This is a genomic window from Actinacidiphila sp. bgisy144 (assembly GCF_057708105.1).
In genome coordinates this window covers 290,418-312,155 of record NZ_JBYIRM010000006.1, presented here as the reverse complement: position 1 = coordinate 312,155, position 21,738 = coordinate 290,418, and the positions used below count along the sequence as shown (strand labels likewise).

Sequence of the window (21,738 nt, the reverse complement as noted above, 5' to 3'; positions counted from 1 at the left end):
TGCGCGCAAGTCGGTCCCGGCATCCGAGACGCTGGTAAACGCCCTTGTAAAGTCCGCGTGTTGGGCCGCGCGACGTGCGGCGCTGCGCGATCATCGCGGTGTGCTGCCCACCCACGGGGACGTCATCGCCCCTCCGCGGCCGGACCGTGCCGAACCGCCCGTTTCCGCCCTCGCCGCCCTCACTGCCCTCGTCACCCTCGCCGCCGCCGAGCCGGCGCGCCCGCTCCTCGTCGTCCGGCCGGTGCCGGTGCTGCCCGCCGCGCCGGTACGGGCGGCGCTGCCGCCGGCGCCGCGGCGGGCCGCGCTCGCGGTGCCGGCCGAGCCGGCGGTGAGTGCCCGGAAACCGGTTCGTACGGTTGCACCCGGCCGTTCTGTCCACCCGGGTTTCCCGGTCCGGCCGGGATTTCCGGTGCGGCCGGGCATCCCGGGCGTGTCGGAAGCACCGGGCCGTACGGTCGTACCGTCCGTCGTACCAGCCATCCCCGTGGCGCCTGCCGTACCCGCGGGCGTACCCGGGCCCGTGCCCGCGGTCGTACCCGCGCCTGAGGCCGTACCCGCGGCCGTGCCGGCCCCCGCGGCCCCTGCGCAGAAGCCGCAGTCCTGGCGCGCCGCGCGGCGTGCGGCCCGGCGGCGCGGGGAGTTCGTGGAGCCCCAGGGGTGCCTGTACGCCCTCTCCCAGCCGCCTCTGATGCTCTTCCTGTGCGTGGTGGGCGGGCTCATCGGCGCCGGAGCCGGGTGGGACCTGCTGACCCTGTAGCAGCTCTCGTACGGCGCCCGTACGCGTTTACGTGGCCGACCCCGCCCGGCCGGGCCTCAGGCCTGCACCGGGCCGGCGTCCTCCGCCTCCCGCCGGCGGGCCCGGTACGCGGCGACGTGCAGCCGATTCCCGCAGGTGCGGCTGTCGCAGTAGCGGCGGGAGCGGTTGCGGGACAGGTCCACGAAGGCGCGGCCGCAGGAGGGGGCCTCGCAGCGCCGCAGCCGCTCGCGCTCCCCGGCGAGCACCAGGAACGCGATCGCCATCCCGCAGTCCGCGGCGACGTGCGTGGCCAGGGAGGCGCCGGGCGAGAAGTAGTGCACGTGCCAGTCGTACCCGTCGTGGTCGGTGAGCCGGGGGGTGGTGCCCGCCTCGGCGATCATCGCGTTGAGCAGGGCCACGGCACTGGCGTCGTCGGGCGCGGCGAACACCTGCGCGAACCGGTCGCGGACGGCGTGCACGGCGGCGATGTCCTCGACGTCGAGGACGGCCACGTCGCTGACCTTGTTGCGCTCGACGAAGGCCCGCAGGTCGGCGACGTCCGCCAGGCCCTCGCGGCCCTCGGTCCGCGGTGTGGAGTTGACCAGGTCCACCACGCAGTCGAGCGCGCACCTGGTGTCGTGGTTGATGAGCACGGGATCGCTCCTGCCCGCTGGCCGGCGGCTGAATCCCAGGACTCTAGCGCGGGAGCCGCCGCCGTGGGGGTCTGCTTCCCACGGACGGCGGCTCCGTTGCCTGCGGCGCCGGTCCGCTGGTGGTGGTCCGGCGCGGGTGGTGTCCGGGCGTCCCCCCGAGTAGGACGGCCGCGGACGGTATGGGATACGGGGCTCAGCTCTCCGCGAGGATGTGCGAGAGCTCCGTGTCCAGATCGAAATGGCGGTGCTCGGTGCCCGGCGGGACCGCGGCGTCCGTCCGCTTCAGGAAGGACTCCAGGGCCCGCGCCGGGGCTTCGAGCAGGGCTTCGCCCTCCGGGGAGCTGAGGGCGATGCACACGACGCCCTGACCGTGGCTGCGGGACGGCCAGACTCTGACGTCGCCGGTGCCGGTGGGGCGGTGCAGCCCCTCGGCGAGCAGGTCGCGGGCGAACACCCATTCGACCGTCTCTTCGGCTCCGGTGTGGAAGGTGGCGTGCACGGCATACGGATCGGCCGTGTCGTACCGCAAGCCCGCGGGCACGGGCAGTGAGGATTCGCTCGACACAACGAGGCGCAGGTGCAGCTCGCAGCTGACCGTGGTGTTCATAAGCGCCAGGGCCTTTCGCTCAGTGTGCGCTCGGGGATTCGCACGTCGGCGAAATCGACATGCCACCTGCGGCGACGTTGTAAACCCCTCTGAGGTGTTTGTGGGGCTTGCGGTACCTCGTCCGGCGCAGCGGTACGACCCGTACGGAGCCGTTTCAGGACGGTTTGGCCAGTCCGGGGGAGTCGCGCAATCGCTACATGGAGTGACGTTTTCGGGGCGCGGTCCGCTCGTGTGTGCGGACTCGGAACCGCTCTGCCGGGGCGCGGTTTCCGGGAAGATCATCCGCGGCGGCGCGGGTGGTCCGAAGCGGTCCGCCGGGTGCGGTAATGTTGGGCACGCACCGGGGCGATTAGCTCAGCGGGAGAGCACTTCGTTCACACCGAAGGGGTCACTGGTTCGATCCCAGTATCGCCCACCCGGAAAAGGTCCCGGGCCGTCCATCCGACGGCCCGGGACCTTTTGTATGTGCTCCGCTTGTATGTGCTCCGCCGCCCAACTCCCGGCGCACACTGGGCCCATGGACTGGAGCCACTACCGATTCCGCAGCTCCTGGCGCCTGGACGCCGGCCCCGACGCCGTCTACCGCGTCCTCGAACGCCCCGACGCCTACCCCGACTGGTGGCCCCAGGTCCGCGCGGTCCACCGTACGTCCGAGACCACCGGCCTCCTCCGCTTCCGCTCCGCCCTGCCCTACGACCTCACCGTCACCGCCCGCGCCACTCGCCAGGACCCCCGCGCCCGCGTCCTCGAAGCCGCCCTGTCCGGAGACCTCGACGGCTGGGTCCGCTGGACCCTCCACCCCGCCCCCGGTGGCGCCACCCACCTCCTCTTCGAGCAGGACGTCACCGTCCGCAAGCCCCTCATGCGACGGCTCGCCCTGCCCTGCCGCCCCCTCTTCCGCGCCAACCACGCCGCCATGATGCGCTCTTGCCGCCGCGGCCTGCGCGCCCACCTCGCCGCCACGCCCCATCGCGTTTGAACCACCCCCGGCCCGCCCTGTATTGTTCACGTCGTCGGGGCGATTAGCTCAGCGGGAGAGCACTTCGTTCACACCGAAGGGGTCACTGGTTCGATCCCAGTATCGCCCACCCCACCCAAAAGGGGCCGCCCACCAAGGCGGCCCCTTTTGCCATGCGGCGCGGCTTGCGCTTGCGGTCGGGGGCGGGCAACTGCGGTCGGGGGGCCGGAGTTGGGGAGGGCTCAGGGGCGGGGCGGTGGGGGCGGCAGGGCGCTGGCCCGGGCCACGCGTTCGGCGGCCAGGTGGGAGCGGACGATCACCACGCGGATCATCGGGCCGCCGATGCCGGTCTTGATCACGTAGAAGACGAAGATGTTGGTCGCCGCGGCGCCGAGCGCGTAGACGTAGGTGTCCTCCAGGACGTGCGTGTAGAGCAGGACCCCGATGGTGAGCACCGCCGCGGCGTAGAAGAGCGAGGTGGGCGCCCACTGGGCGAAGGAGGACAGCCCGGTGATCTTGCTGTCGTCGGCGGGGACGGTACTGAGCCCGAGGCGCCGGGAGCGGGCGATCGCCGTACGCGCGAAGAAGAGCGTCATGTAGTTCGTCAGGCACAGGGACACCTGGCCGATCGCCGAGTTGACCGGCCACCACCGCGGTTCCACCAGCGTGACCGCCAGCACGAGTGCGCACGGCAGCAGGGCCATCATGCGCATCACCGCCTCGGTCGCCAGCGCCAGCCAGCTCATGGCGCCGACGCGGCGGCCGACGACCAGGGGCGTCAGGCCGGAGGAGATGATCTCGTAGTACTTCGGCGCGGCCAGCGCGTAGGAGAAGCCGACGATCCGCGCCGGAAGGTTCGCCTGCCAGTCGGGCACGTGGTAGTCCCCGCGCCGCCACGCGTCGATGACGGGCAGCCCCGTGGGGTCGTGGGTGAGGTGCTGGACCAACTCGACCGTGCGGTTCCCCCAGCCCAGGTTCAGGTCGCGCAGCAGCCAGGTGATGACGACCGTGTTGGTGACCGCCCAGACAGCCGCGGCCACGAACGACCAGGCGAGCAGCCAGTTGGCGAGCAGTCCCCGGTTGGCGGCGGGCCGGAGGCTCTGCTGCCTGCGCATCCGCCACAGCCGCCACTCCCGGCCCGGGTCGCCGGCCAGCGGCCGGAGCAACTCGCGGGAGGCCCGCAGCCCCGTCTCCACCCGCAGGACGTCCGCCCCCCGCTCGGCGGCCTGCGTCATCTCCAGTTCAGCCAGGAAGCTGTTCTTCAGCTCGGTGAACGAGAAGTCCGGCCCCGCCCCCGCGGGGAAGATGAGTAATCGGCGCCCGGGGTCGGCGTCGACCAGGTCCTCGACGAAGCGCGCCAGCAGCATCGCCCGCATGTAGAAGATGTCCGGCACGACGCCGTCGGTGCTCGTCCGGCCGCAGCCGATCAGTACGAGCAGTTGGCCGACCGAGTACAGGTCGGCCCGCCCGATCTCGCTGTCGCCCGCCCTGACCTCCGGCGCGATGTACGCGGCGTCCGTGCCCGTCGTCCCGGTGACGGTGTGGGTGTAGAGGTAGTTGCGCCCCAGGTCGATGAGCTGGAAGGAGCCGTCGACGTCGGACACGATGATGTTGGACGGTGACAGGTCCGCGTGCACGCCGGGGAAACGGTCGGGCGAGGGGCCGGGCGAGGGGCCGGCCCGGGCGACGGTCTGGAGCTCCTCCAGCGCCTCGAACAGGCGGCGGCCTCTGTCCCCGAGCCGGTCCAGCCGCAGCGACCGCGACTCCTCGCCGCCCGCCGCCTCCCGCGCGCGCTCCTCGTTGACGGTCTCCGCGAGGGTCTTTCCCGCCACGAAGTCCATCAGTATCCAGCTGTCGAAGCTGGCCCACACGTGCACGAGGTGCCGGGCGCCGGTGGCCGGGTTGCCGTAGCGCTGCGCGTACTCCCGGGTGGCGTGCGCGATGATCGGGAACTTGGTGAACGGGTAGATGATCAGCTTCAGCGCGAACGGCAGGCGGTTGCCGTGGACGGCCCGGGAGGTCACGCCGCGCAGGATCAGCGAGGTGCTGCCGTGGCGGTGGAAGCTCAGCGGTTCCTGCTCCACGGCGGCCCACTCCTGCTCCGCCGGCCCGCCCGCCGTGGCGGAGCGGCGCCCTCCGGCCGGCGGGTCCGGCCGGTAGACCTCCGCGATGGCCCTCGCCACGGCGGGCTCGGTGACCAGGGCCCCGCAGGTGTCCGCGCAGTCGTGGGTCAGGGCCCGGCCCTGCCGAGCGGGCGCGGCGGGGGCGTGCGCAGCGGAGCGCTGCGCCTCGGACTCGGCGAGGCTGAGCAGGGTGACCAGCAGCAGGCCGGTGAAGCCGAAAAGGCCGGCCAACCGCGTCCGGCGCTCGTCGCTCTCGGCACGGTAGCCGCGGCACCAGGCCGACAGGGCGGCGATGAGGGCCGCCCTGCCGTCGAGCCCGAAACGGTCGTCGAACGAGCGCTCGTCCAGCGGGATCTCCTGGAGCAGGCGCCGCCAGGAGCGAAGCCGCCGGGTCCGGTCCCGGGACGTCTCCGGCCGACCGGTGTCGGCCAGGCCCAGCAGAGCGACCGGGTTCGCGGTCTGCGCGTCGCTATATTCCGTCAAGTCCCTTAGCGCTGGGATCAGTTGATCCAGCGTCACGTGCTGAGTGGTCATCGGTGGAGTCCACTATCGTCAATCTGGGCATGGCCCGGACACTTCCCTGGCGGATGAGTTCGACCGGTCGCCCCTCCGTCGCGCAGAACGCCACCTCGTAGGCGGTCCGGGCGTTCTCCAGCAGGAGGTGCTTGTCCAGTTCGTGGCGCTTGAGTTCGGTCATCCACGGCAGCGGCGCGAGGTCGAGCACCTGGGGTGCGTCCTGGGCGGGAGCGGTCCGCATACGGTGAAGCCAGTCCTGGTCCCGGTGCTTCTCGCGGATCGCGAGCAGGTAGCCGCGGCCCAGGCCCTTCTTGATGCGCTCGAGGTACAGGTACGTGTAGCGGTGCAGGAGCGAGAAGCCGGTGCTCGCCGGGCGCATCGGGCGCGTGCTGAGGGAGAGCACGTGGGTGCAGCCGTCCTGGACCGCCAGCCGGAACGGCAGCGCGGTGAGCACCCCGCCGTCCAGCGCGCGCCGCCCGTCGGCCATGGTGACCGTGCCCGGAAGGGCGATCGGCAGCCACGCGGAGGCGCGGAGCGCCGCCTTGAGCTCCGCGCGGGTGGAGAAGTCCCGCAACGGCACCGTCTCGAGCGCGTCGACGTCCGTAACCGGGACGACCAGCGGGATGTCCGAACGGAGCACCGCCTCGTAGTCCAGCGGCTTCAACTGCTCCATCACGTGGTCGAAGGCGTAGTCCAGGCCGAGGATCGGCAGCCGCCGCAGGGCCCGCGCGAAGTCGACGAAGTGCTTGGTCGTCAGGTCGTCGTAGTAGATGGACAGCGGATACCAGGTCTCGCCGGCCAGGAAGTAGGCGGCGTTGATGCCGCCGGACGAGCAGCCGTAGACCGCGTCGAAGGCGTTCTTGAAGCCGTAGTCCTCGAGTTGGGTGAGCATCGCCGCCGAGATGACGCCGCGCATGCCGCCGCCCTCGATGGCGAGCGCCACTTTCGCGCCGTCGCTCCGCTGCCCCGGGAGGCTGCCCTCGGCCCGGCGGGCCCGTAAGACCTCCAGGACCGGGTGGGCGGAGTCCCAGTACGCGTCCGCACTCCCGACATCACCGCTTCGCATGATCCCCCATCTGGATCGGCCGCCTGGCCGGCGCCGCGCTGCACCGCCGCGCCGGCTGTCGCTGCACTGTGCCAGACGCGGTCTCCCGCTGTCCCGGTTCCCCCGTAATTCGTCGCCCGACGCGGTGATATCGCGGTCAGCCGCCGACCTTGCCGCCGCCTGGGCCGGGATCAGGTGGTGGGGTTGCGGTAGATGGAGATGTGTTTGGGGGAGGTCGCGGTGAAGGGGGTGCCGGTCCAGTCGGCGGTGCGGCGGTCGAGGTGGAGGCCGGCGAGGCGGGCCATCAGGTCGAGTTCGGCCGGCCAGGCGTAGCGGTGGCGGGTGTTGACGCGGCGGTAGCGGCCGTCGTCGGTGTCGCGGGTGAAGTGGTGCGAGGTGAGCATCTGCTCGGCCAGGTCGAAGGTGTCGAAGCCGAGGTGGTGGTCGGAGACGTCGAAGGGCACCGCGACCTGCCCGGGCGGCAGGAGCTGGAGCGGGGGTACGAGCAGCTCGACGAGGAAGCGGCCGCCGGGCCGCAGATGGCGGGCGGCGTTGCGGAAGCACTCGACCTGCTCCTCCTGGGTGAGCAGGTTGGAGATAGTGTTGTAGACGAGGTAGACGAGGGAGAACTCGCCGGGGACGCGGGTGGTGGCCATGTCCCCGAGGACGACGGGCAGCGTGTCCGCGTCGACCTTGCGCCGCAGGACGGCCGCCATGTGCGCGGACAGTTCGATGCCGGTGACGGGCACGCCGCGCTCCCGGAGCGGCACGCCGATCCGGCCGGTGCCGATCGCGAACTCCAACGCCGGTCCGTCGCCCGCCAGTTCGGTGAGGAGGGCGAGGAGCGGTTCGAGGGCCTCGGGTGTGGAGCTGTCCGCTTCGTCGGTGTCGTACCGCTCGGCCATCGCACGCGTCCACAGCTCGCTGCTCGTCATGGGCGGCCACTCTGCCGCCGGGCGGGGGAGTTGTCGACGCAATTACCGCAGCCGGCCCCCGGCTCCCGTAAGCCCGTCAGGAACCCGACGCCGCCGCCTCGTCGTAGGTGGCGCGGGCGGCCGTGATGTCCGCCCGGTGCCGCTCCGCCCAGCCGACCAGCCCCGTCAGGCTCGCATGCAGTTCGCGGGCCATGGGCGTGAGCCGGTACTCCACCTTCGGCGGCACCGTCGGGTAGACGGTCCGCACCAGCAGGCCGTCCCGCTCCAGCTTGCGCAGGTTCAGCGTCAGCATGCGCCGGCTGATCCCCGGAATGGCCCGCTCCAACTCCGTGAACCGGACCGGGCCGTGGGCTGCGGCGACGAGGATGCCGATGCTCCACTTGCCCGCGACGTGGTCGAGGACCTCGGTGAGCGGGCACGCCTCGTTGTTGACCTGGTCGGACACATCCGTGTGACCGCGTGACATGAAAGTGCCTCCTTCCGCCGCGCGCCATGGTTACAGACGATGGCCGCTGTAACAACCAGTGCACCAAGCAGGTTGCGCAGGCAAGTTACTCCAAGGAAGGGGTCCCCGTGCGGGAAAACGCACCGACGGCGTCACGCTGGACGGCACTGGCCGTGCTCTGTGCCGGGCAGTTGATGGTCATCCTCGACGGCACCGTCGTGAACGTGGCGCTGCCGTCCATCCAGCAGGACCTCGGCTTCTCCTCGTCGGGCCTCGCCTGGGTCGTCAACGCCTATCTGGTCCCCTTCGGGGGCCTGCTGCTGCTCGCCGGGCGGCTCGGCGACCTCGTCGGCCGCAAACGCGTCTTCACCGCGGGCCTGGTCCTCTTCACCGCCGCCTCGCTGCTGTGCGGCGCGTCCCAGGACCCGGCGACGCTGCTGGCCGCACGCTTCGTCCAGGGCATCGGCGGCGCGGTGACCTCCGCGGTCACGCTCGGCATGGTCGTCACCCTCTTCCCGCGGCCGGGGGAGCGGGCGAAGGCCATCGGCGTCTACAGCTTCGTCCAGTCCGCGGGCGGCTCGCTCGGGCTGCTCGCGGGCGGCGCCCTGACCCAGGCCGTCGGCTGGCACTGGATCTTCCTGGTCAACGTCCCGATCGGCATCGCCGCCGCGCTGGCAGCCGCACGCGTGCTCACCGCCGAGCCGGGCAACGGCCTGGACCAGGGCACCGACGTCGCGGGCGCCCTCCTGGTCACCGCCGGACTGATGCTCGGCGTCTACACGATCGTCGGGACCGCCGACCACGGCTGGAACTCCCTACCGACCCTCGGCTGCGGCGCCACCGCCCTCGCCCTGCTCCTCGGCTTCGTCGCCCGCCAGGCACGCGCCGCCCACCCGCTGCTGCCGCTGCGCGTGCTCCGCGCCCGCGACGTCTCCGCGGCGATGGGCATCCAAGCCCTCCTGGTGGCGGGGATGTTCAGCTTCCAGTTCCTGTGCGTGCTCTACCTCCAGAAGGTGCTGCGCCTGGACGAGATACGCACCGGCCTCGCCATCTTCCCGGTCCCGGTCGCGATCGGCGCACTGTCCCTCGGCGCCTCGCCCAAGCTGATCGGCCGCTTCGGGCCCCGCGCCGTGCTCCTGCCGGGACTCGCGCTCATCGCGGCAGGGCTCGCCGCGCTCGGCCGAGTACCGGCGGGCGGGAACTACGCGGTGGACGTGCTGCCCGCGCTGCTGCCGATCGGCCTCGGCTTCGGCCTGGCGATGCCCTCGCTCGCCACGCTCGCGATGTCGGCGTCCACACCTCGGGACTCGGGGATCGCCTCGGGCCTGTTCAACACCATGCAGCAGGTCGGCGGCGCCTTCGGCCTCGCGGTCCTCAGCACGCTCGCCGCCTCGCACACGGACGCCCTGCTGGGCGGCGGAGCGGGCACCGCCTCGGCGCTCACGGCCGGCTACCGGCTCGCCTTCCGAGTCGCCGCCGCCCTCGTCGTAGGAGCGCTCCTCCTCGCCGCGGCCCTGCTGCGGTCGCCCGCGGCGGTACGGCGCCGAGCGGACGAGGAGAAGCCGGTCGCCGTGTAGGGCCGGTCCGACGGTTCGCGGTACGGCCCCAGCGCTACGGCAACGGCGCTACGGCAACGGCGCCGCCCGCCGACCCCGCCCGCAGGCCCCGGCGCCGTCAGGACCGAAGGCCGCGCAGCCCGGCGCGGATCTCGTCGACCAGGATGCCGGGCTGCTCCAGGGCCGCGAAGTGCCCGCCCCGCTCGGCCTCGCCGTAGTGGATCAGGTCGCTGTAGGTGGCCTCGATCCAGGTGCGCGGCAGGAGCGGGATGTCCTTCGGGAAGACGGTCACCGCGACCGGGAGCGTCAGCTTCGGGCCCGCGAAACTGCCCGACCTGTTCTCCCAGTAGATACGTCCGGACGACGCCGCGCTGTTGGTGAGCCAGTACAGCGACACCGCGTCGAGCATGTCGTCCCTGCTCAGGGCGTCCTCGGCGAGCCCGCGGTTGTCGGTCTTGGACTGGAACTTCTCGTAGATCCAGGCCGCCTGGCCCGCGGGCGAGTCCGCCAGGGCGAATCCGACGGTCTGCGGCTTCGTGCCCTGGAGGTGGTTCGACCCGCCGAGGTCGCCGGTGTAGAGGGCGAGGGAGTCCACGGCGTAGCGCTCTTCCGGCGACAGGGTGTCGGGGATGTCCGCGGGGAAGGCGAACGGGGTGGTCAGGTGGATGCCGAGCAGCCCCTCCGGCTGCGTGGCTCCCAGCGCGGTCGTGACGACGGCGCCCCAGTCGCCGCCCTGGGCGGCCCACCGGGTGTAGCCGAGCCGCTTCATCAGCTCCGCCCACGCGCCGGCGATGCGCGCGGCGTTCCAGCCGGTGCCCTCGGGCTTCTGCGAGAAGCCGAACCCGGGCAGCGAGGGGACCACGACGTCGAAGGAGTCGGCGGCGTCCCCGCCGAACGCCACCGGATCGGTCAGCGGGCCGATCAGCTTCAGGAAGTCGATGTTCGAGCCGGGCCATCCGTGGGTGAGGATCAGCGGCATCGCGCCGGGGTTCTCGGACCGCACGTGGAGGAAGTGGATGTCCAGGCCGTCGATCTCGGTGAGGAACTGGGGGTAGCGGTTGAGGTCGGCCTCGAAGCGCCGCCAGTCGTAGCCGCGCTCCCAGTACGCGACCAGCGACCTGGCGTGCTCCACGCGGACGCCCTGCGACCAGTCGTCCACCGTTTCCGGGTCGGGCCACCGCGTCCGGGCCAGCCGCTGCTTCAGGTCGTCGATCTCCGCGTCCGGGATCGAGACGGTGAACGGGCGGACGGGGGCCGAGGTCGGCGGCGTGGGTACGGTCATTGCCTTCATCTCCTGGGCTTCGCAGGACGGGCTTGCGGTACGGGCTTGCGGTACGGGCTCGCAGGTCGAACCCGCAGGTCGGGCCCGCAGTACGGCGCAACTCTTCGTTGCACACCACTGTGCAATCTACGCCGTTGCACACCGGTGTGCAACAATGGACTCGTGCCCACCGAGTCCTCCCGCGCCCGCGCGACGCAGCAGACCCGCGACCGCATCCTCGACGTCTCCCTCGACGTGCTGGGGGAGAACCCCGACGCCGGCATGGGCGACATCGCCGCCGCCGCGGGCGTGGTCCGGCGCACCGTCTACGGCCACTTCCCCTCGCGCCTGGACCTGATCCAAACCCTCACGGAACGGGCCGTCACCGAGATGACGGCCGTGCTCACCGAGGTCGACGCCTCCGGGCCGGCGGCGGACGCGGCCTGGGCGGCGTTCGTCGCCCGCCTCTGGCCGGTGGCGCACCGGTACCGCGTACTGCTCGCGCTGCGCCGTGGCGAGTACGGCGAGGCGATCCACGGCCTGCTCGGTCCGCTCGACGAACTCCTCGCCGCCCTCGTACAACGCGGCCAGGACGCCGAGGTGTTCGCACGGCACCTGCCCGCCGCCGTGCTGAGCCAGCTCGCCTACGGCGTGGTGTTCGCCGTCGCGGACAGCGACCTGGCGAACGGGACGCTCGGCGCCCGAGCCGCGGCGATCACGAGCCTGCTGATGCTGGGGGTTCCCGAGGCGCGCGCCCTCGCCCTCGCCGACGACCGGCCCTGACCCGCGGCGCGAGCGCCTACCCGGCGGCCGCACCTACTCCGGCAGCCGCACCGTGCGGTAGTCCACGAGGCGGGTGATGTACTGGCCGGCCTGCAGCCAGACGGTCCGCGGGCTGTAGAGGGGGAGGGTCTCCACGGCGACGGCGCGCGGGCGGGCGACGGTGGGGACGTGGAGTGCGCCGTGGACGGCGGACAGGTGGAAGTGGCGGGCGCGCACGGCGACGTAGTGGTCGCGCAGGTGGGGGCAGAGCCGTACGGCCTTGCGGGCGCACGGGGTGCAGACCGGCGGGTGCGGGGACTCGATCGGCGCGGGCCAGGGCTCGCGTTCGTACTCCGCGCGGCCCATCAGCCACAGCACGCCGTCGCGGTCGCGGTCGGCCGGGCCGCCGCACACCTGGCACAGCGCGCGCAGCATCGTACGGCGCTGCCGCAGGCTGTGCACCCGGCCGTACTCCGGCGTCCCGACCCCGGGGCTCGCCCCGATCCGGCGCCACAGGATGCCGAAACGGTCCCGGTCCAGCGGGTGTTCGTCCGCGTACCCGAGCCGCCCGCGCCGCACCACGAGCGCGGCCGGCTGCTCCGCCTCCGACGACCACGCGGTGATGTACGGCACCACCCCGCGCAACGGAAAGGAGCCGAGCGGACGGGCCGGCAGGGCATGGGGTGGTACGGCACGGGTCGGTACGGCATGACTCGGTACGGCAGGGGTCGGTGCCATGGAACGAACTCCTCGCGGCGCGAATTCTGCTGGGCCCACCACATTGCCGCCCCGCCCAATTCCGTGCCATGGAAAGGCTGTCACCAAAGCCCCCGTGTGGACAGCCGATTGACGGTACGTTCGAGCAATGGAACTCCATGACGAGGACACCGCTGCCACCCCGCGCGCGATGCTCGGCCGTCGACTCCGCCGCCTACGGGAGGCGTCCGGCCTTTCCCAACGGGCGCTGGCGAACGTCGTCGGCTATCCCCACACGTACATCAGCCGAGTCGAACGCGGCGAGCAGTTGCCCTCGGAGGCCCTCGCGGAAGCGTTCGACACGTATTTCCGTTCCGACGGCCTCATCACGGAGCTGCTCGCCATGGCCCAGGACAGCCTGATCGCGGACTACAGCAGGAAGATCGTCGCGAAGGAGGGCGACGCGACGCGTATCCAGGTCTTCACGAGCAGTACGGTGCCCGGGCTGTTGCAGATCGAGGAGTACACGCGGGAGTCGTTCACGGTCGGCATCGCCGGGGAGCGTGTGCCGGAGGCGGAGGTACGGGCCCAGGTCCGGCAGCGGCGGGCCGCCATCTTCGATCGCCAGGACCCGCCGCTGTACTGGGCCATCATGGACGAGGCGGTGCTGGCGCGCGGCAGCCACCGCCGGGAGACGACGGTCCGTCAGCTGGGGCACCTGGTCGAGATGGCGGTCCGCCCGAACATCACGCTCCAAGTGCTGCCCTTTTCCAAGGGGCTTCACCCGATGATGGGCGGCAGCCTGACGTTGCTGACGTTGGGGGACGGGAGCACCCTGGGGCTGGTCGAAAGCTTCGCTTCGGGCAACGGTGTAGAGTCCCCGAGCGGGGTACTGGCGCTCGTCCAACGCTTCGACGTGGCCCGTTCCCAGGCCCTGCCGGCGAACGAATCTCTCGACGTTATCCATCGTTACCTGAAAGGGTGCGCCGAATGAATGCTTTCCGTATACCCGATGCTTCGGTTCTCACCGGCTGGCGCAAATCCTCGTACAGCGGCTCGGAGAATCAGGACTGTGTCGAAGTGACCCGGATGGGCGGCCATTTCGCTACGCGCGACAGCAAGAACCCGAACGGCCCGGCCCTGGTGTTCACCCAGGACGCGTGGGCGTCGTTCGTGGGCGCCGTCGCCTCGGGCGCATTCGACAACGCGTAGTTTCGCGGAGTGACGGACAAGGGTGCCCTGTTCGGCGCGGACGGGGCACCTCGTGGAATTCGGAAGGGGACGCGGGGGGATGGGGTTCGTGTGGGAATGGCCCGTGCTGGAGGGGGAGTTGGTCCGGCTGGAGCCGCTGGGGCACCAGCACGTCCCGGATCTGGCCGTGGCCGCGGAGGAGGACCGCTCGTCGTACGGTTTCACCTGGGTGCCCAGGGCCGATGAGGCCGGGCGTTACGTCGACGAGCAACTCGCCCGCGCCGCGTCCGGACGGCTCGCGCCGTACGCGCAGGTGCTCAGGTCCACCGGGCGCGCGGTGGGCGCGACCTCCTTCTGGGACCCGCGCTTCGCGCTGACCACGGACGCGCTCTCCGCGGTCGAGATCGGGTTCACCTGGCTGGCGGGCTCCGCGCAGGGCACCGGCGTCAACACCGAGGCCAAGTACCTGCTGTTCCGGCACGCGTTCGAGGTCTGGCACGTGGCGCGGGTGGACCTCAAGACCGATGCCCGCAACCTCCGTTCACGCGCCGCCATCGAAGCCGTCGGCGCCACCTTCGAGGGCGTACTCCGCAACTGGTCCCGTTCCTGGGCCCCCGGCGAGGACGGACAGCTCCGCGACTCGGCGATCTTCTCCATCACCGCCCAGGAGTGGCCCGCCCGCCGCACCCGCCTGGAGTCCCGCCTCCCCTCCCCCCGCTGACCGCCCCTCGGAGAACGGGCCGACGCGGCGGAGTCGGGCTCAGGCGTTGGCGTGGATGCCCAGGCCGCCGGAGATGGTGAGGTTGTCGCCGGTGAGGTAGGCGGCGGCGTCGGATGCGAGGAAGGCGACGGCTTCGGCGATGTCCGCGGGGGTGCCGACGCGGCCGAGGGGGATGTCGCGGGCCCAGGCGTCGATCATCTCGCGGGGGACGCCCATCTTGGCGTAGGCGGGGGTGTCGATCAGGCCGGGGCTGACGGCGTTGACGCGGATGCGGCGGGGGGCGAGTTCGAGGGCGACGGACCGCATGAGGGGGAGCAGGGCGCCCTTGGCGGCGGTCACGGCGGCTCCGACACCTTCGCCGGCGCCCACGGTGAAGACCACCGAGGCGCCCTCGTTGAGGAGGGGGAGCGCCTTTTGCAGGGTGAAGAAGGTGCCCTTGACGTTGGTGTCGAAGAGGGCGTCGAAGGTGTCCTCGTCGGTCGACTCGATCGGGCCCGGGCGGGAGATGCCCGCGTTGAGGAAGAGCAGGTCGAGGGAGCCGAGGTCGCGGCGCGCCTGGTCCAGCGCGTGGTCGATGTCCGGCAGGGAGCGTGCGTCGGCCCGGACGGCGGTGATGCCCGGGGGGAGGCCCGCGTCGGCGACGTTGCTGAGGCCGGTGACCATGACGCGGTAGCCGCGGGAGTGGAGCAGTTCGGCGGTCGCCTTGCCGATGCCGCTGGTTCCTCCGGTGATGAAAGCCGCGGGTGCGGGCATGATTCGCTCCTTTTGCGTACGGGTTTTGCGTACGGGTGTGGTGGACGGGCGCGGTGCGCCTGTGTGGCAGCGTACGTCAGTGTGGCAGTGACTGCCAAACCTCTGGTGACTGCCGACATGGCAGTGCTGGGCTAGGGTGGTGCCATGAAGAAGGAGGGCACGCCGGCGACGGGCGCACCGGCCACGCTGTGGGACCGCACGCGGCAGTTGGCGTCCCAGGAGATCCTCGAGACGGCGCTGCGGCTGTTCACCGAGCAGGGGTACGACGAGACGACCATCGCCCAGATCGCCCGCGAGGCCGGCGTCTCCCAGCGCACCCTCTTCCGCTACTTCGGCACCAAGGAGGACCTGCTCGGCGGCGGCGGCCAGGAGCGGTTCGGGCAGGTCCTGACGGCCGCGGTCGGCGCGCAGCCCGCCGACGCCGACGCCTGGGAGGTCCTGCGCGCGGGGATCGCCGCCCTCCTGGCGCTGCACGACAGCCGGGAACAGGCTCTGCGGCGCTTCCGCCTGCTGCACAACACGGCGTCGCTGCGCGCCGGCTGGCTCGAAAAGGGGCTGCGGTTCCAGGAGGACCTGCTGCCCCTCATCGAGCCCCGGATGGGCGCCGGCAACAAGGGCGCCAAGGCCCGCGCGGTGATCGCCACGGCCTTCGCCTGCCTGGACGCCGCCTCGATGGCCTGGGTCGCCGACAACGGCCGCGGCGACATCATCGACCTCTACGACGAATGCCTGACCGCCGTCCGCACCTGACGCGAGTGCAGGGCGGCAGCGGAGTCAGGGCCGGTCGGGGTCGGGGTCGGGGTCGAGGTCTGGGTCAGGGCCCGGTCAGGGCTGGGCCGGGGTGAGGCCGGCGGCGGTGAGGCCGGCGAGGACGGCCTCACCGAGGGTGTGGACCGCGGACTGCGGCCGGACCATGACGGTGAACTCGCGGATGCGGCCCGCGTCGTCGAGGTGGATGAGGTCGATGCCGTTGATGTCGCGCCCGTTGACCGTGGCGCGGAAGAGCAGCACCGCGGCCGGGGTGTCGCCGTCGTCGGTGAGGGTGAGGGCGGAGCCGTCGAGCCGGCCGACGTACCGGAAGTCCTCGAACGTGCGCAGCAGGACCCCGAGCAGGCCCAGCACCTGGTCCCGGCCCTCGAAGGGGCGGAACTTCACCGGGCTGTAGAGCCGCACGTCCTCGGTGAACAGGTCGGTCATCGCCCCGAGGTCGCGCTGCTCGACGGCGGTACGGAAACGGTCCACTGCGGTGTCGGTCGACGTCATGGCGGCGGCGCTCCTGGTCCTGGGGTCCCGGGCGGGGGGTACTCAGCGGGGAGTACCCATCGGATCGAGCACGCATCGGATCGCGTACTCGCGGTCCTGAGTAGGATGCGGCACGGCCGTCGGCCGCGTCGACCCCGAGCGCCCACCTCCCTGCCCCCCGCCCCCGGCGCCACACACCCGCGGCTTCGCGCCCGCCCGCCCCGGCTCGGTACGATTCAGCGCAGCGGCGGCGGACGACCCGCCCGCGCCCGTAAGCGACAAGTCAGGAGCAGACCGGTGTCAGACCTCCGTGTGGTCATCAGACGCGATTCCGCCGAACCGGAAGAGCGGTTGGTCACGACGGGCACGACCGCGGCCGATCTGTTCGAGGGCGAGCGCTCCGTGGTCGCCGCCCGCGTCGGCGGCGTGCTCAAGGACCTCGCGTACCCGCTCGCGGACGGCGACGAGGTCGAGGCCGTGGAGATCACCAGCCCCGACGGGCTGAACATCCTGCGGCACTCCACCGCGCACGTGATGGCGCAGGCCGTGCAGGACCTCTTCCCGCTGGCCAAGCTCGGTATCGGCCCGCCGATCAAGGACGGCTTCTACTACGACTTCGACGTCCCGCAGCCCTTCACCCCCGATGACCTCAAGGCCATCGAGAAGCGGATGCAGGAGATCCAGAAGCGCGGCCAGCGCTTCTCCCGGCGCGCGGTCACCGACGACGCCGCCCGCGAGGAGTTGTCCGACGAGCCGTACAAGCTGGAGCTGATCGGGCTCAAGGGCGCCGCGGCCGGCGCCGACGACGGCGCGGACGTCGAGGTGGGCGGCGGCGAGCTGACCATCTACGACAACCTCGACGCGAAGACCGGCGAGCTGTGCTGGAAGGACCTGTGCCGCGGCCCGCACCTGCCCACCACCCGCGCCATCCCGGCCTTCAAGCTGATGCGCAACGCCGCCGCGTACTGGCGCGGCAGCGAGAAGAACCCGCAGCTCCAGCGGATCTACGGCACCGCGTGGCCCACGAAGGAAGAGCTGAAGGCCCACCTCGACTTCCTCGCCGAGGCCGAGAAGCGCGACCACCGCAAGCTCGGCGCCGAGCTGGACCTGTTCTCCTTCCCCGACGAGCTGGGCTCGGGCCTGGCGGTCTTCCACCCCAAGGGCGGGGTGATCCGCAAGGAGATGGAGGAGTACTCGCGCCGCCGCCATGAGGAGGCGGGGTACGAGTTCGTCAACACCCCGCACATCACCAAGGCGAAGCTCTACGAGACCTCCGGCCACCTGCCGCACTACGCCGAGGGCATGTTCCCCCCCATGGAGTTCGAGGGGCAGGACTACTACCTCAAGGCCATGAACTGCCCGATGCACAACCTGATCTTCGACGCCCGCGGCCGGTCCTACCGCGAACTGCCGCTGCGGCTGTTCGAGTTCGGCACCGTGTACCGGTACGAGAAGTCCGGCGTCGTGCACGGCCTGACCCGCGCCCGCGGCTTCACCCAGGACGACTCGCACATCTACTGCACCAAGGAGCAGGTGCCCGACGAACTGGACTCGCTGCTCACCTTCGTGCTGAACCTGCTGCGGGACTACGGTCTGAGCGACTTCTACCTGGAGCTGTCCACCCGCGGCGACTCCGAGAAGTTCATCGGCACCGACGAGGAGTGGGCCGAGGCCACCGAGCAGCTGCGGCTGGCCGCCGGCAAGCAGGGCCTGGAACTGGTGATGGACCCGGGCGGCGCCGCCTTCTACGGCCCGAAGATCTCCGTCCAGGCGCGCGACGCGATCGGCCGGACCTGGCAGATGTCCACGATCCAGGTCGACTTTCAGCAGCCGGCCCGCTTCAAGCTGGAGTACACCGCGGCCGACGGCACCCGGCAGCAGCCGGTGATGATCCACCGGGCGCTCTTCGGCTCCATCGAGCGGTTCTTCGCGGTGCTGCTGGAGCACTACGCGGGTGCCTTCCCGGCCTGGCTCGCCCCCGTCCAGGCGGTCGGCATCCCGGTCGGCGACGCCCACGTGCCCTACCTCCAGGAGTTCGCGGTCGACGCCAAGCGCAAGGGGCTGCGGGTGGAGGTCGACGCCTCCTCCGACCGGATGCAGAAGAAGATCAGGACCTGGCAGCGGCAGAAGCCGCCGTTCATGATCATCGTCGGCGACGACGACATGTCCCAGGGCACGGTCTCCTTCCGCTACCGCGACGGCTCGCAGGAGAACAACATCCCGCGCGAGGACGCGCTCGCGAAGCTCGTGGACGTCGTGGAGCGCCGCGTGCAGGTCTGAGCCGCTCAACCCGTACCCCGCCCCCCGGCCCGCCGACACCACGTCAGCGGGCCGGGGGCCGTTCGTCCTCCCGCGCGAAGACCTGGAACAGCCAGGACGAGAACGCGCCCGTCACCGCACCCAGCAGCGCCACACCGCACACCATCAGCCCCACCGCCACGGTCCGGCCCAGCGCCGTCACGGGGGTGACGTCCCCGTAGCCGACGGTGGTGATGGTCGAGCACATCCACCACACCGCGTCGCCGAAGGTACGGATCGTCGCGCCGTGCGCGCCCCGCTCCGCCTGGTAGACCGCGAGCGCCGCCGAGAAGCCCAGCAGCGCCGCGGTGATCCCGGTGTAGGCGATCACCCGCCCGTACAGGCTCAGCTTCGGCACGTCCCGGCGCTGCTGCACCGCCTGGTAGGTGTCCACGAAACGCAGCGGGCGCAGCAGCGGCAGCACCAGCACGGCGGTGTCCAGCAGGTGGTGGCGCAGATGCGCGAGCAGCGAGGCGTACGGGCCCAGCCGCCAGCGCACCACATAGTCGACGAGGAACACCGCCCAGGCGCCGTACACCACCCCGAGGCACACCTCGTGCCCCGCCGCAGGCATGCCGCGGGCCAGCACGTGCACGGCGTACGCGGTCAGGAAGAGCAGCGCCACCGCGAAGAGGGGCAGCTCGCTGCGGTCCTCCCAGCGGGTCAGGCGGGGGTCGGCGGCCATTCCGCCAGGATCGCGGGCGGCGATGCGCCCCGGCCCCGGCGACACGCGGACCAGGGGGTTGGCCATATGCTGAACGGCATGACGAGTGAGCCGGAGCAGCGGGGCGGGGCGGGGGGTCCGGACGCGTTCCAGCGGCTGTGGACTCCGCACCGGATGGCGTACATCCAGGGCGAGAACAAGCCGAGCGGGCCCGACGCGGGGGACGGGTGCCCCTTCTGCGTGATCCCGTCGAAGACCGACGAGGACGGGCTGGTCGTCGCGCGCGGGGAGCGGGCGTACGCGGTGCTCAACCTCTACCCGTACAACAGCGGGCACCTCATGCTCGTGCCCTACCGGCACGTCGCGGACTACACCGAGCTGGACGAGGGCGAGACGGCGGAGGTCGCGCGGCTGACGAAGCAGGCGATGACGGCGCTGCGCGCCGCGTCCGGGGCGCAGGGGTTCAACATCGGGATGAACCAGGGGGGCGTGGCCGGGGCCGGCATCGCGGCGCATCTGCACCAGCACGTGGTGCCCCGCTGGGGCGGCGACGTGAACTTCATGCCGGTCGTCGGCAACACGAAGGTGCTGCCGCAGCTTCTCGCGGACACCCGCAAGCTTCTGGCTGACGCCTGGCCGCACTGACCCTCCGGGGTGGGTGGTTCTGTCGGCTCCGGGACCACCTGCCGGTGGGGGCTGGTCGCGCAGTTCCCCGCGCCCCTGTATGTGCTCGGCTTCGTCCAGGGGCGAGCCCGCGTGGTGGCCGCACTTACCCAGGGGCGCGGGGAACTGCGCGACAAGCCACAGCGGACCGCAAGGTCCCGTAACTCCGCGGACGGGGCACCCCGGAGGGTCCCGTTAGGCGTCGTACGCGTCCGCCTTCTTTGGTTCGACGGACTGGACCATGCCGCTGAGGGCCATGGAGCGGCTGGTGAACTGGGAGACGTCGACCCCGTTCTCGTCCATGACCTGGATCGCGGCGGCGTGGACGGCGCGGACGACGGGGGTGACGGCGCGCAGCGCGTCGTCGGCCATGAAGCGGTGCTGCCAGGGCTGGTCGGCCCAGGTGTGGCGCAGCCCGAACGGCTCGGGGAGCTTCAGGGAGCCGCCGAGGTGGTCGAGGATCGCCGGGAAGCGGGTGAAGGGGGCGCGGGCGGTGAGCCGGACGACCTCGCCGGCGGTGACGACCGGGAGCGAGATGGTCCTGGTCTCCCAGAACTTCACCTGCTTGCTGACCGTCTTGGTCGGCGCCGACGGCTTGGAGGTGAACAGCCCCTTGATCGGGCCGAGCGCGTAGCCGGTGATCTCGACCCGGAGGGTCTGCGCGAGCACCGTGACGGTGACCATGACGGTCAGTACCAGGTTGCCGTCCCACAGCACGAACTGGATGCCCAGGTAGTGCCGGTTGCCCTTGCCGAACTGCTGGGTGTTGCAGATCCGCTGCACCTCGAAGTCCTTGACGGTGTACGCCTCGACCTCGGTGCCGGTGGGCCGGGAGATGCTGCCGGCGCCCGCGCTGATCGGCGCCACCACCCAGTGCCGTATCGACGGCTTCGGGAAGCCGCCGGTGTGCAGGGGGCCGCGCTCCAGCATCCGCAGCCGGTCGTGGATCGCCCGCACCACGTCCCAGCTGCGGAACGGGTTGATCTCCTTCATGTCCTCGCGGGGGACCAGCTCCTCGGCCATCTGCCAGTTGCACCAGCGGGTGCCCATGCCGAGTATCCCCTTGGGGCCGGCGTAGAAGACCACGTTGCTGTTCTGCTCGGCGGACAGCTTCGCCAGGCTCTGCCGCAGCGACTCCGCCCGCAGCTGGTTGGGGTTGCGCGGCACCGCCTCGGGGATCTTCGCACCGACCCCGGAGCCGCCGGCCAGGTCGCCCCAGCGGGCCCGCAGGTCCTTCGCGGTGCGCTCGCACATCCGGCGGGCGAGGAACCAGCCGATCACCGGCACGATCATCATCACGCGGAGGTACTGCTGCCAGAACCCGCTGAGCGGCGGCCTGATCGCCAGCAGCACGGCCAGCAGCGCGGCGACCGCGAGCACCGCGCCGCCCAGCGCGCCGGCCCGCTTGCCCTTCGCCTTCAGAGCGGCCAGCGACCTGCGCAGCTGGAACGCGCCCAGCCACAGCAGGGTGCCGGGCAGGAACAGCACCCCGCACACGCCCATCACGATGCTGAGCTTGTCGTCGCGCTCCTGCCTGATCCGGCTGGCCGCGAGGCAGTGCTCGACGACGGTCTGCGGCTCGATGCCGAAGGACTGGACCAGTTCGCCGCGCGCGGCGCCGAGCATCCTGACCTGCACGGCCCGGGCGAAGGCCTCACCGAGGTTCGGTTCGAACAGCGACAGCCGCGGCGGCGTCACCTTCGCGCCGTCGCTGATCTCGATCAGGGCCGCCATCGAGGAGTCCCGGTACGCCGCCGAGGCGAGCGCCTGGGTCGCCGCGGTCTCGCCATCGGTGCCCAGGAGCGGGACCTGCGCCCCCGGGCTGAAGTCGAACCCGTCTGTCACCGCAGCCCCCACTCGCCATCCGACCGCACCCTGCGCGCCAACCGGCTCCGACCGGCCCATTCCCCGTA

At 71.7% G+C, this 21,738-nt stretch carries 22 protein-coding genes and 2 tRNA genes; 12 read left to right on the top strand and 12 right to left on the bottom strand.

All coding sequences use genetic code 11. The features are described 5' to 3' along the window. The first annotated feature begins 100 nt into the window (after nucleotides 1-100). Entirely contained in the window at nucleotides 101-757 is a 657-nt protein-coding gene (locus tag AC3EVP_RS10125) for a hypothetical protein (protein WP_435128217.1), read from the top strand. Nucleotides 758-813: 56 nt separating this feature from the next. Here AC3EVP_RS10125 and AC3EVP_RS10120 read toward each other — a convergent pair whose 3' ends face one another. Together AC3EVP_RS10120 and AC3EVP_RS10115 are read right to left on the bottom strand one after the other, a co-directional pair. Further along, on the bottom strand, nucleotides 814-1,389 hold the full coding sequence (locus tag AC3EVP_RS10120; protein ID WP_435128215.1) for a CGNR zinc finger domain-containing protein: 576 nt from the start codon (nucleotides 1,387-1,389) through the stop codon (nucleotides 814-816). 193 nt (nucleotides 1,390-1,582) lie between these two features. After that, on the bottom strand, nucleotides 1,583-1,996 hold the full coding sequence (locus tag AC3EVP_RS10115) for an SsgA family sporulation/cell division regulator (protein WP_003959770.1): 414 nt from the start codon (nucleotides 1,994-1,996) through the stop codon (nucleotides 1,583-1,585). 343 nt (nucleotides 1,997-2,339) lie between these two features. Between AC3EVP_RS10115 and AC3EVP_RS10110 the strand changes: the two genes are divergently transcribed. The 3 genes from AC3EVP_RS10110 to AC3EVP_RS10100 all read left to right on the top strand — a co-directional run bounded on the left by AC3EVP_RS10110 (nucleotide 2,340) and on the right by AC3EVP_RS10100 (nucleotide 3,084). Further along, nucleotides 2,340-2,411, top strand: a tRNA-Val gene (locus AC3EVP_RS10110). Nucleotides 2,412-2,513: 102 nt separating this feature from the next. Continuing rightward, nucleotides 2,514-2,975: an SRPBCC family protein gene (locus AC3EVP_RS10105; RefSeq protein ID WP_435128213.1), complete on the top strand. Its 462-nt coding sequence runs from the start codon at nucleotides 2,514-2,516 to the stop codon at nucleotides 2,973-2,975. Nucleotides 2,976-3,012: 37 nt separating this feature from the next. Next, nucleotides 3,013-3,084 (top strand) — tRNA-Val (locus AC3EVP_RS10100). A gap of 112 nt (nucleotides 3,085-3,196) precedes the next feature. On the opposite strand, the gene AC3EVP_RS10095 is transcribed toward AC3EVP_RS10100, so the two are convergent. From AC3EVP_RS10095 to AC3EVP_RS10080, 4 genes are all read right to left on the bottom strand, one after another. Next, a complete protein-coding gene (locus tag AC3EVP_RS10095) occupies nucleotides 3,197-5,560 on the bottom strand; it encodes a protein kinase family protein (RefSeq protein WP_435128211.1) in 2,364 nt (787 codons plus the stop codon). Next, nucleotides 5,547-6,659, bottom strand: a complete 1,113-nt coding sequence (locus tag AC3EVP_RS10090) for a patatin-like phospholipase family protein (protein ID WP_435128209.1) — start codon at nucleotides 6,657-6,659, stop codon at nucleotides 5,547-5,549. The genes AC3EVP_RS10095 and AC3EVP_RS10090 overlap by 14 nt, the downstream gene beginning before the upstream one ends. Before the next feature lie 170 nt (nucleotides 6,660-6,829). Continuing rightward, nucleotides 6,830-7,573, bottom strand: a complete 744-nt coding sequence (locus AC3EVP_RS10085) for a class I SAM-dependent DNA methyltransferase (protein WP_435128207.1) — start codon at nucleotides 7,571-7,573, stop codon at nucleotides 6,830-6,832. A gap of 76 nt (nucleotides 7,574-7,649) precedes the next feature. Continuing rightward, on the bottom strand, nucleotides 7,650-8,039 hold the full coding sequence (locus AC3EVP_RS10080; RefSeq protein WP_335975672.1) for a winged helix-turn-helix transcriptional regulator: 390 nt from the start codon (nucleotides 8,037-8,039) through the stop codon (nucleotides 7,650-7,652). A gap of 26 nt (nucleotides 8,040-8,065) precedes the next feature. Between AC3EVP_RS10080 and AC3EVP_RS10075 the strand changes: the two genes are divergently transcribed. Then, entirely contained in the window at nucleotides 8,066-9,595 is a 1,530-nt protein-coding gene (locus AC3EVP_RS10075; RefSeq protein ID WP_435128204.1) for an MFS transporter, read from the top strand. Nucleotides 9,596-9,692: 97 nt separating this feature from the next. Here the strand turns inward: AC3EVP_RS10075 and AC3EVP_RS10070 are convergent, their stop codons facing one another. Then, entirely contained in the window at nucleotides 9,693-10,856 is a 1,164-nt protein-coding gene (locus tag AC3EVP_RS10070) for an epoxide hydrolase family protein (protein ID WP_435128202.1), read from the bottom strand. Between the two features lie 162 nt (nucleotides 10,857-11,018). On the opposite strand from AC3EVP_RS10070, the gene AC3EVP_RS10065 reads away from it, so the two are divergent. Then, nucleotides 11,019-11,618, top strand: a complete 600-nt coding sequence (locus AC3EVP_RS10065; RefSeq protein WP_435128200.1) for a TetR/AcrR family transcriptional regulator — start codon at nucleotides 11,019-11,021, stop codon at nucleotides 11,616-11,618. Between the two features lie 33 nt (nucleotides 11,619-11,651). On the opposite strand, the gene AC3EVP_RS10060 is transcribed toward AC3EVP_RS10065, so the two are convergent. After that, on the bottom strand, nucleotides 11,652-12,335 hold the full coding sequence (locus AC3EVP_RS10060; RefSeq protein WP_435128198.1) for a hypothetical protein: 684 nt from the start codon (nucleotides 12,333-12,335) through the stop codon (nucleotides 11,652-11,654). 127 nt (nucleotides 12,336-12,462) lie between these two features. Here AC3EVP_RS10060 and AC3EVP_RS10055 point away from each other — a divergent pair, with 127 nt between their 5' ends. From AC3EVP_RS10055 to AC3EVP_RS10045, 3 genes are all read left to right on the top strand, one after another. Further along, complete coding sequence (locus AC3EVP_RS10055) at nucleotides 12,463-13,287, top strand: helix-turn-helix domain-containing protein (RefSeq protein WP_435128196.1); 825 nt, start codon at nucleotides 12,463-12,465, stop codon at nucleotides 13,285-13,287. Beyond that, nucleotides 13,284-13,505, top strand: a complete 222-nt coding sequence (locus tag AC3EVP_RS10050; RefSeq protein ID WP_335975690.1) for a DUF397 domain-containing protein — start codon at nucleotides 13,284-13,286, stop codon at nucleotides 13,503-13,505. The genes AC3EVP_RS10055 and AC3EVP_RS10050 overlap by 4 nt, the downstream gene beginning before the upstream one ends. A gap of 79 nt (nucleotides 13,506-13,584) precedes the next feature. Next, on the top strand, nucleotides 13,585-14,205 hold the full coding sequence (locus AC3EVP_RS10045) for a GNAT family N-acetyltransferase (protein ID WP_435128193.1): 621 nt from the start codon (nucleotides 13,585-13,587) through the stop codon (nucleotides 14,203-14,205). 39 nt (nucleotides 14,206-14,244) lie between these two features. Here the strand turns inward: AC3EVP_RS10045 and AC3EVP_RS10040 are convergent, their stop codons facing one another. Then, complete coding sequence (locus AC3EVP_RS10040) at nucleotides 14,245-14,958, bottom strand: SDR family NAD(P)-dependent oxidoreductase (protein WP_435128191.1); 714 nt, start codon at nucleotides 14,956-14,958, stop codon at nucleotides 14,245-14,247. A 144-nt stretch (nucleotides 14,959-15,102) separates the two neighbouring features. Between AC3EVP_RS10040 and AC3EVP_RS10035 the strand changes: the two genes are divergently transcribed. After that, nucleotides 15,103-15,708 (top strand): TetR/AcrR family transcriptional regulator, encoded by a 606-nt coding sequence (locus AC3EVP_RS10035; RefSeq protein ID WP_435128190.1) that lies wholly within the window; start codon nucleotides 15,103-15,105, stop codon nucleotides 15,706-15,708. Nucleotides 15,709-15,783: 75 nt separating this feature from the next. Here AC3EVP_RS10035 and AC3EVP_RS10030 read toward each other — a convergent pair whose 3' ends face one another. Continuing rightward, nucleotides 15,784-16,221: a nuclear transport factor 2 family protein gene (locus tag AC3EVP_RS10030; protein ID WP_435128189.1), complete on the bottom strand. Its 438-nt coding sequence runs from the start codon at nucleotides 16,219-16,221 to the stop codon at nucleotides 15,784-15,786. Nucleotides 16,222-16,497: 276 nt separating this feature from the next. Here AC3EVP_RS10030 and thrS point away from each other — a divergent pair, with 276 nt between their 5' ends. Further along, nucleotides 16,498-18,480: a threonine--tRNA ligase gene (gene thrS / locus AC3EVP_RS10025; protein WP_435128188.1), complete on the top strand. Its 1,983-nt coding sequence runs from the start codon at nucleotides 16,498-16,500 to the stop codon at nucleotides 18,478-18,480. A gap of 43 nt (nucleotides 18,481-18,523) precedes the next feature. On the opposite strand, the gene AC3EVP_RS10020 is transcribed toward thrS, so the two are convergent. Next, nucleotides 18,524-19,183 (bottom strand): potassium channel family protein, encoded by a 660-nt coding sequence (locus AC3EVP_RS10020; RefSeq protein WP_435128187.1) that lies wholly within the window; start codon nucleotides 19,181-19,183, stop codon nucleotides 18,524-18,526. A gap of 66 nt (nucleotides 19,184-19,249) precedes the next feature. Here AC3EVP_RS10020 and AC3EVP_RS10015 point away from each other — a divergent pair, with 66 nt between their 5' ends. Further along, complete coding sequence (locus AC3EVP_RS10015; protein ID WP_335975724.1) at nucleotides 19,250-19,807, top strand: HIT family protein; 558 nt, start codon at nucleotides 19,250-19,252, stop codon at nucleotides 19,805-19,807. Between the two features lie 213 nt (nucleotides 19,808-20,020). On the opposite strand, the gene AC3EVP_RS10010 is transcribed toward AC3EVP_RS10015, so the two are convergent. Further along, a complete protein-coding gene (locus AC3EVP_RS10010) occupies nucleotides 20,021-21,730 on the bottom strand; it encodes a hypothetical protein (protein WP_435128186.1) in 1,710 nt (569 codons plus the stop codon). Between the last annotated feature and the right edge of the window lie 8 nt (nucleotides 21,731-21,738).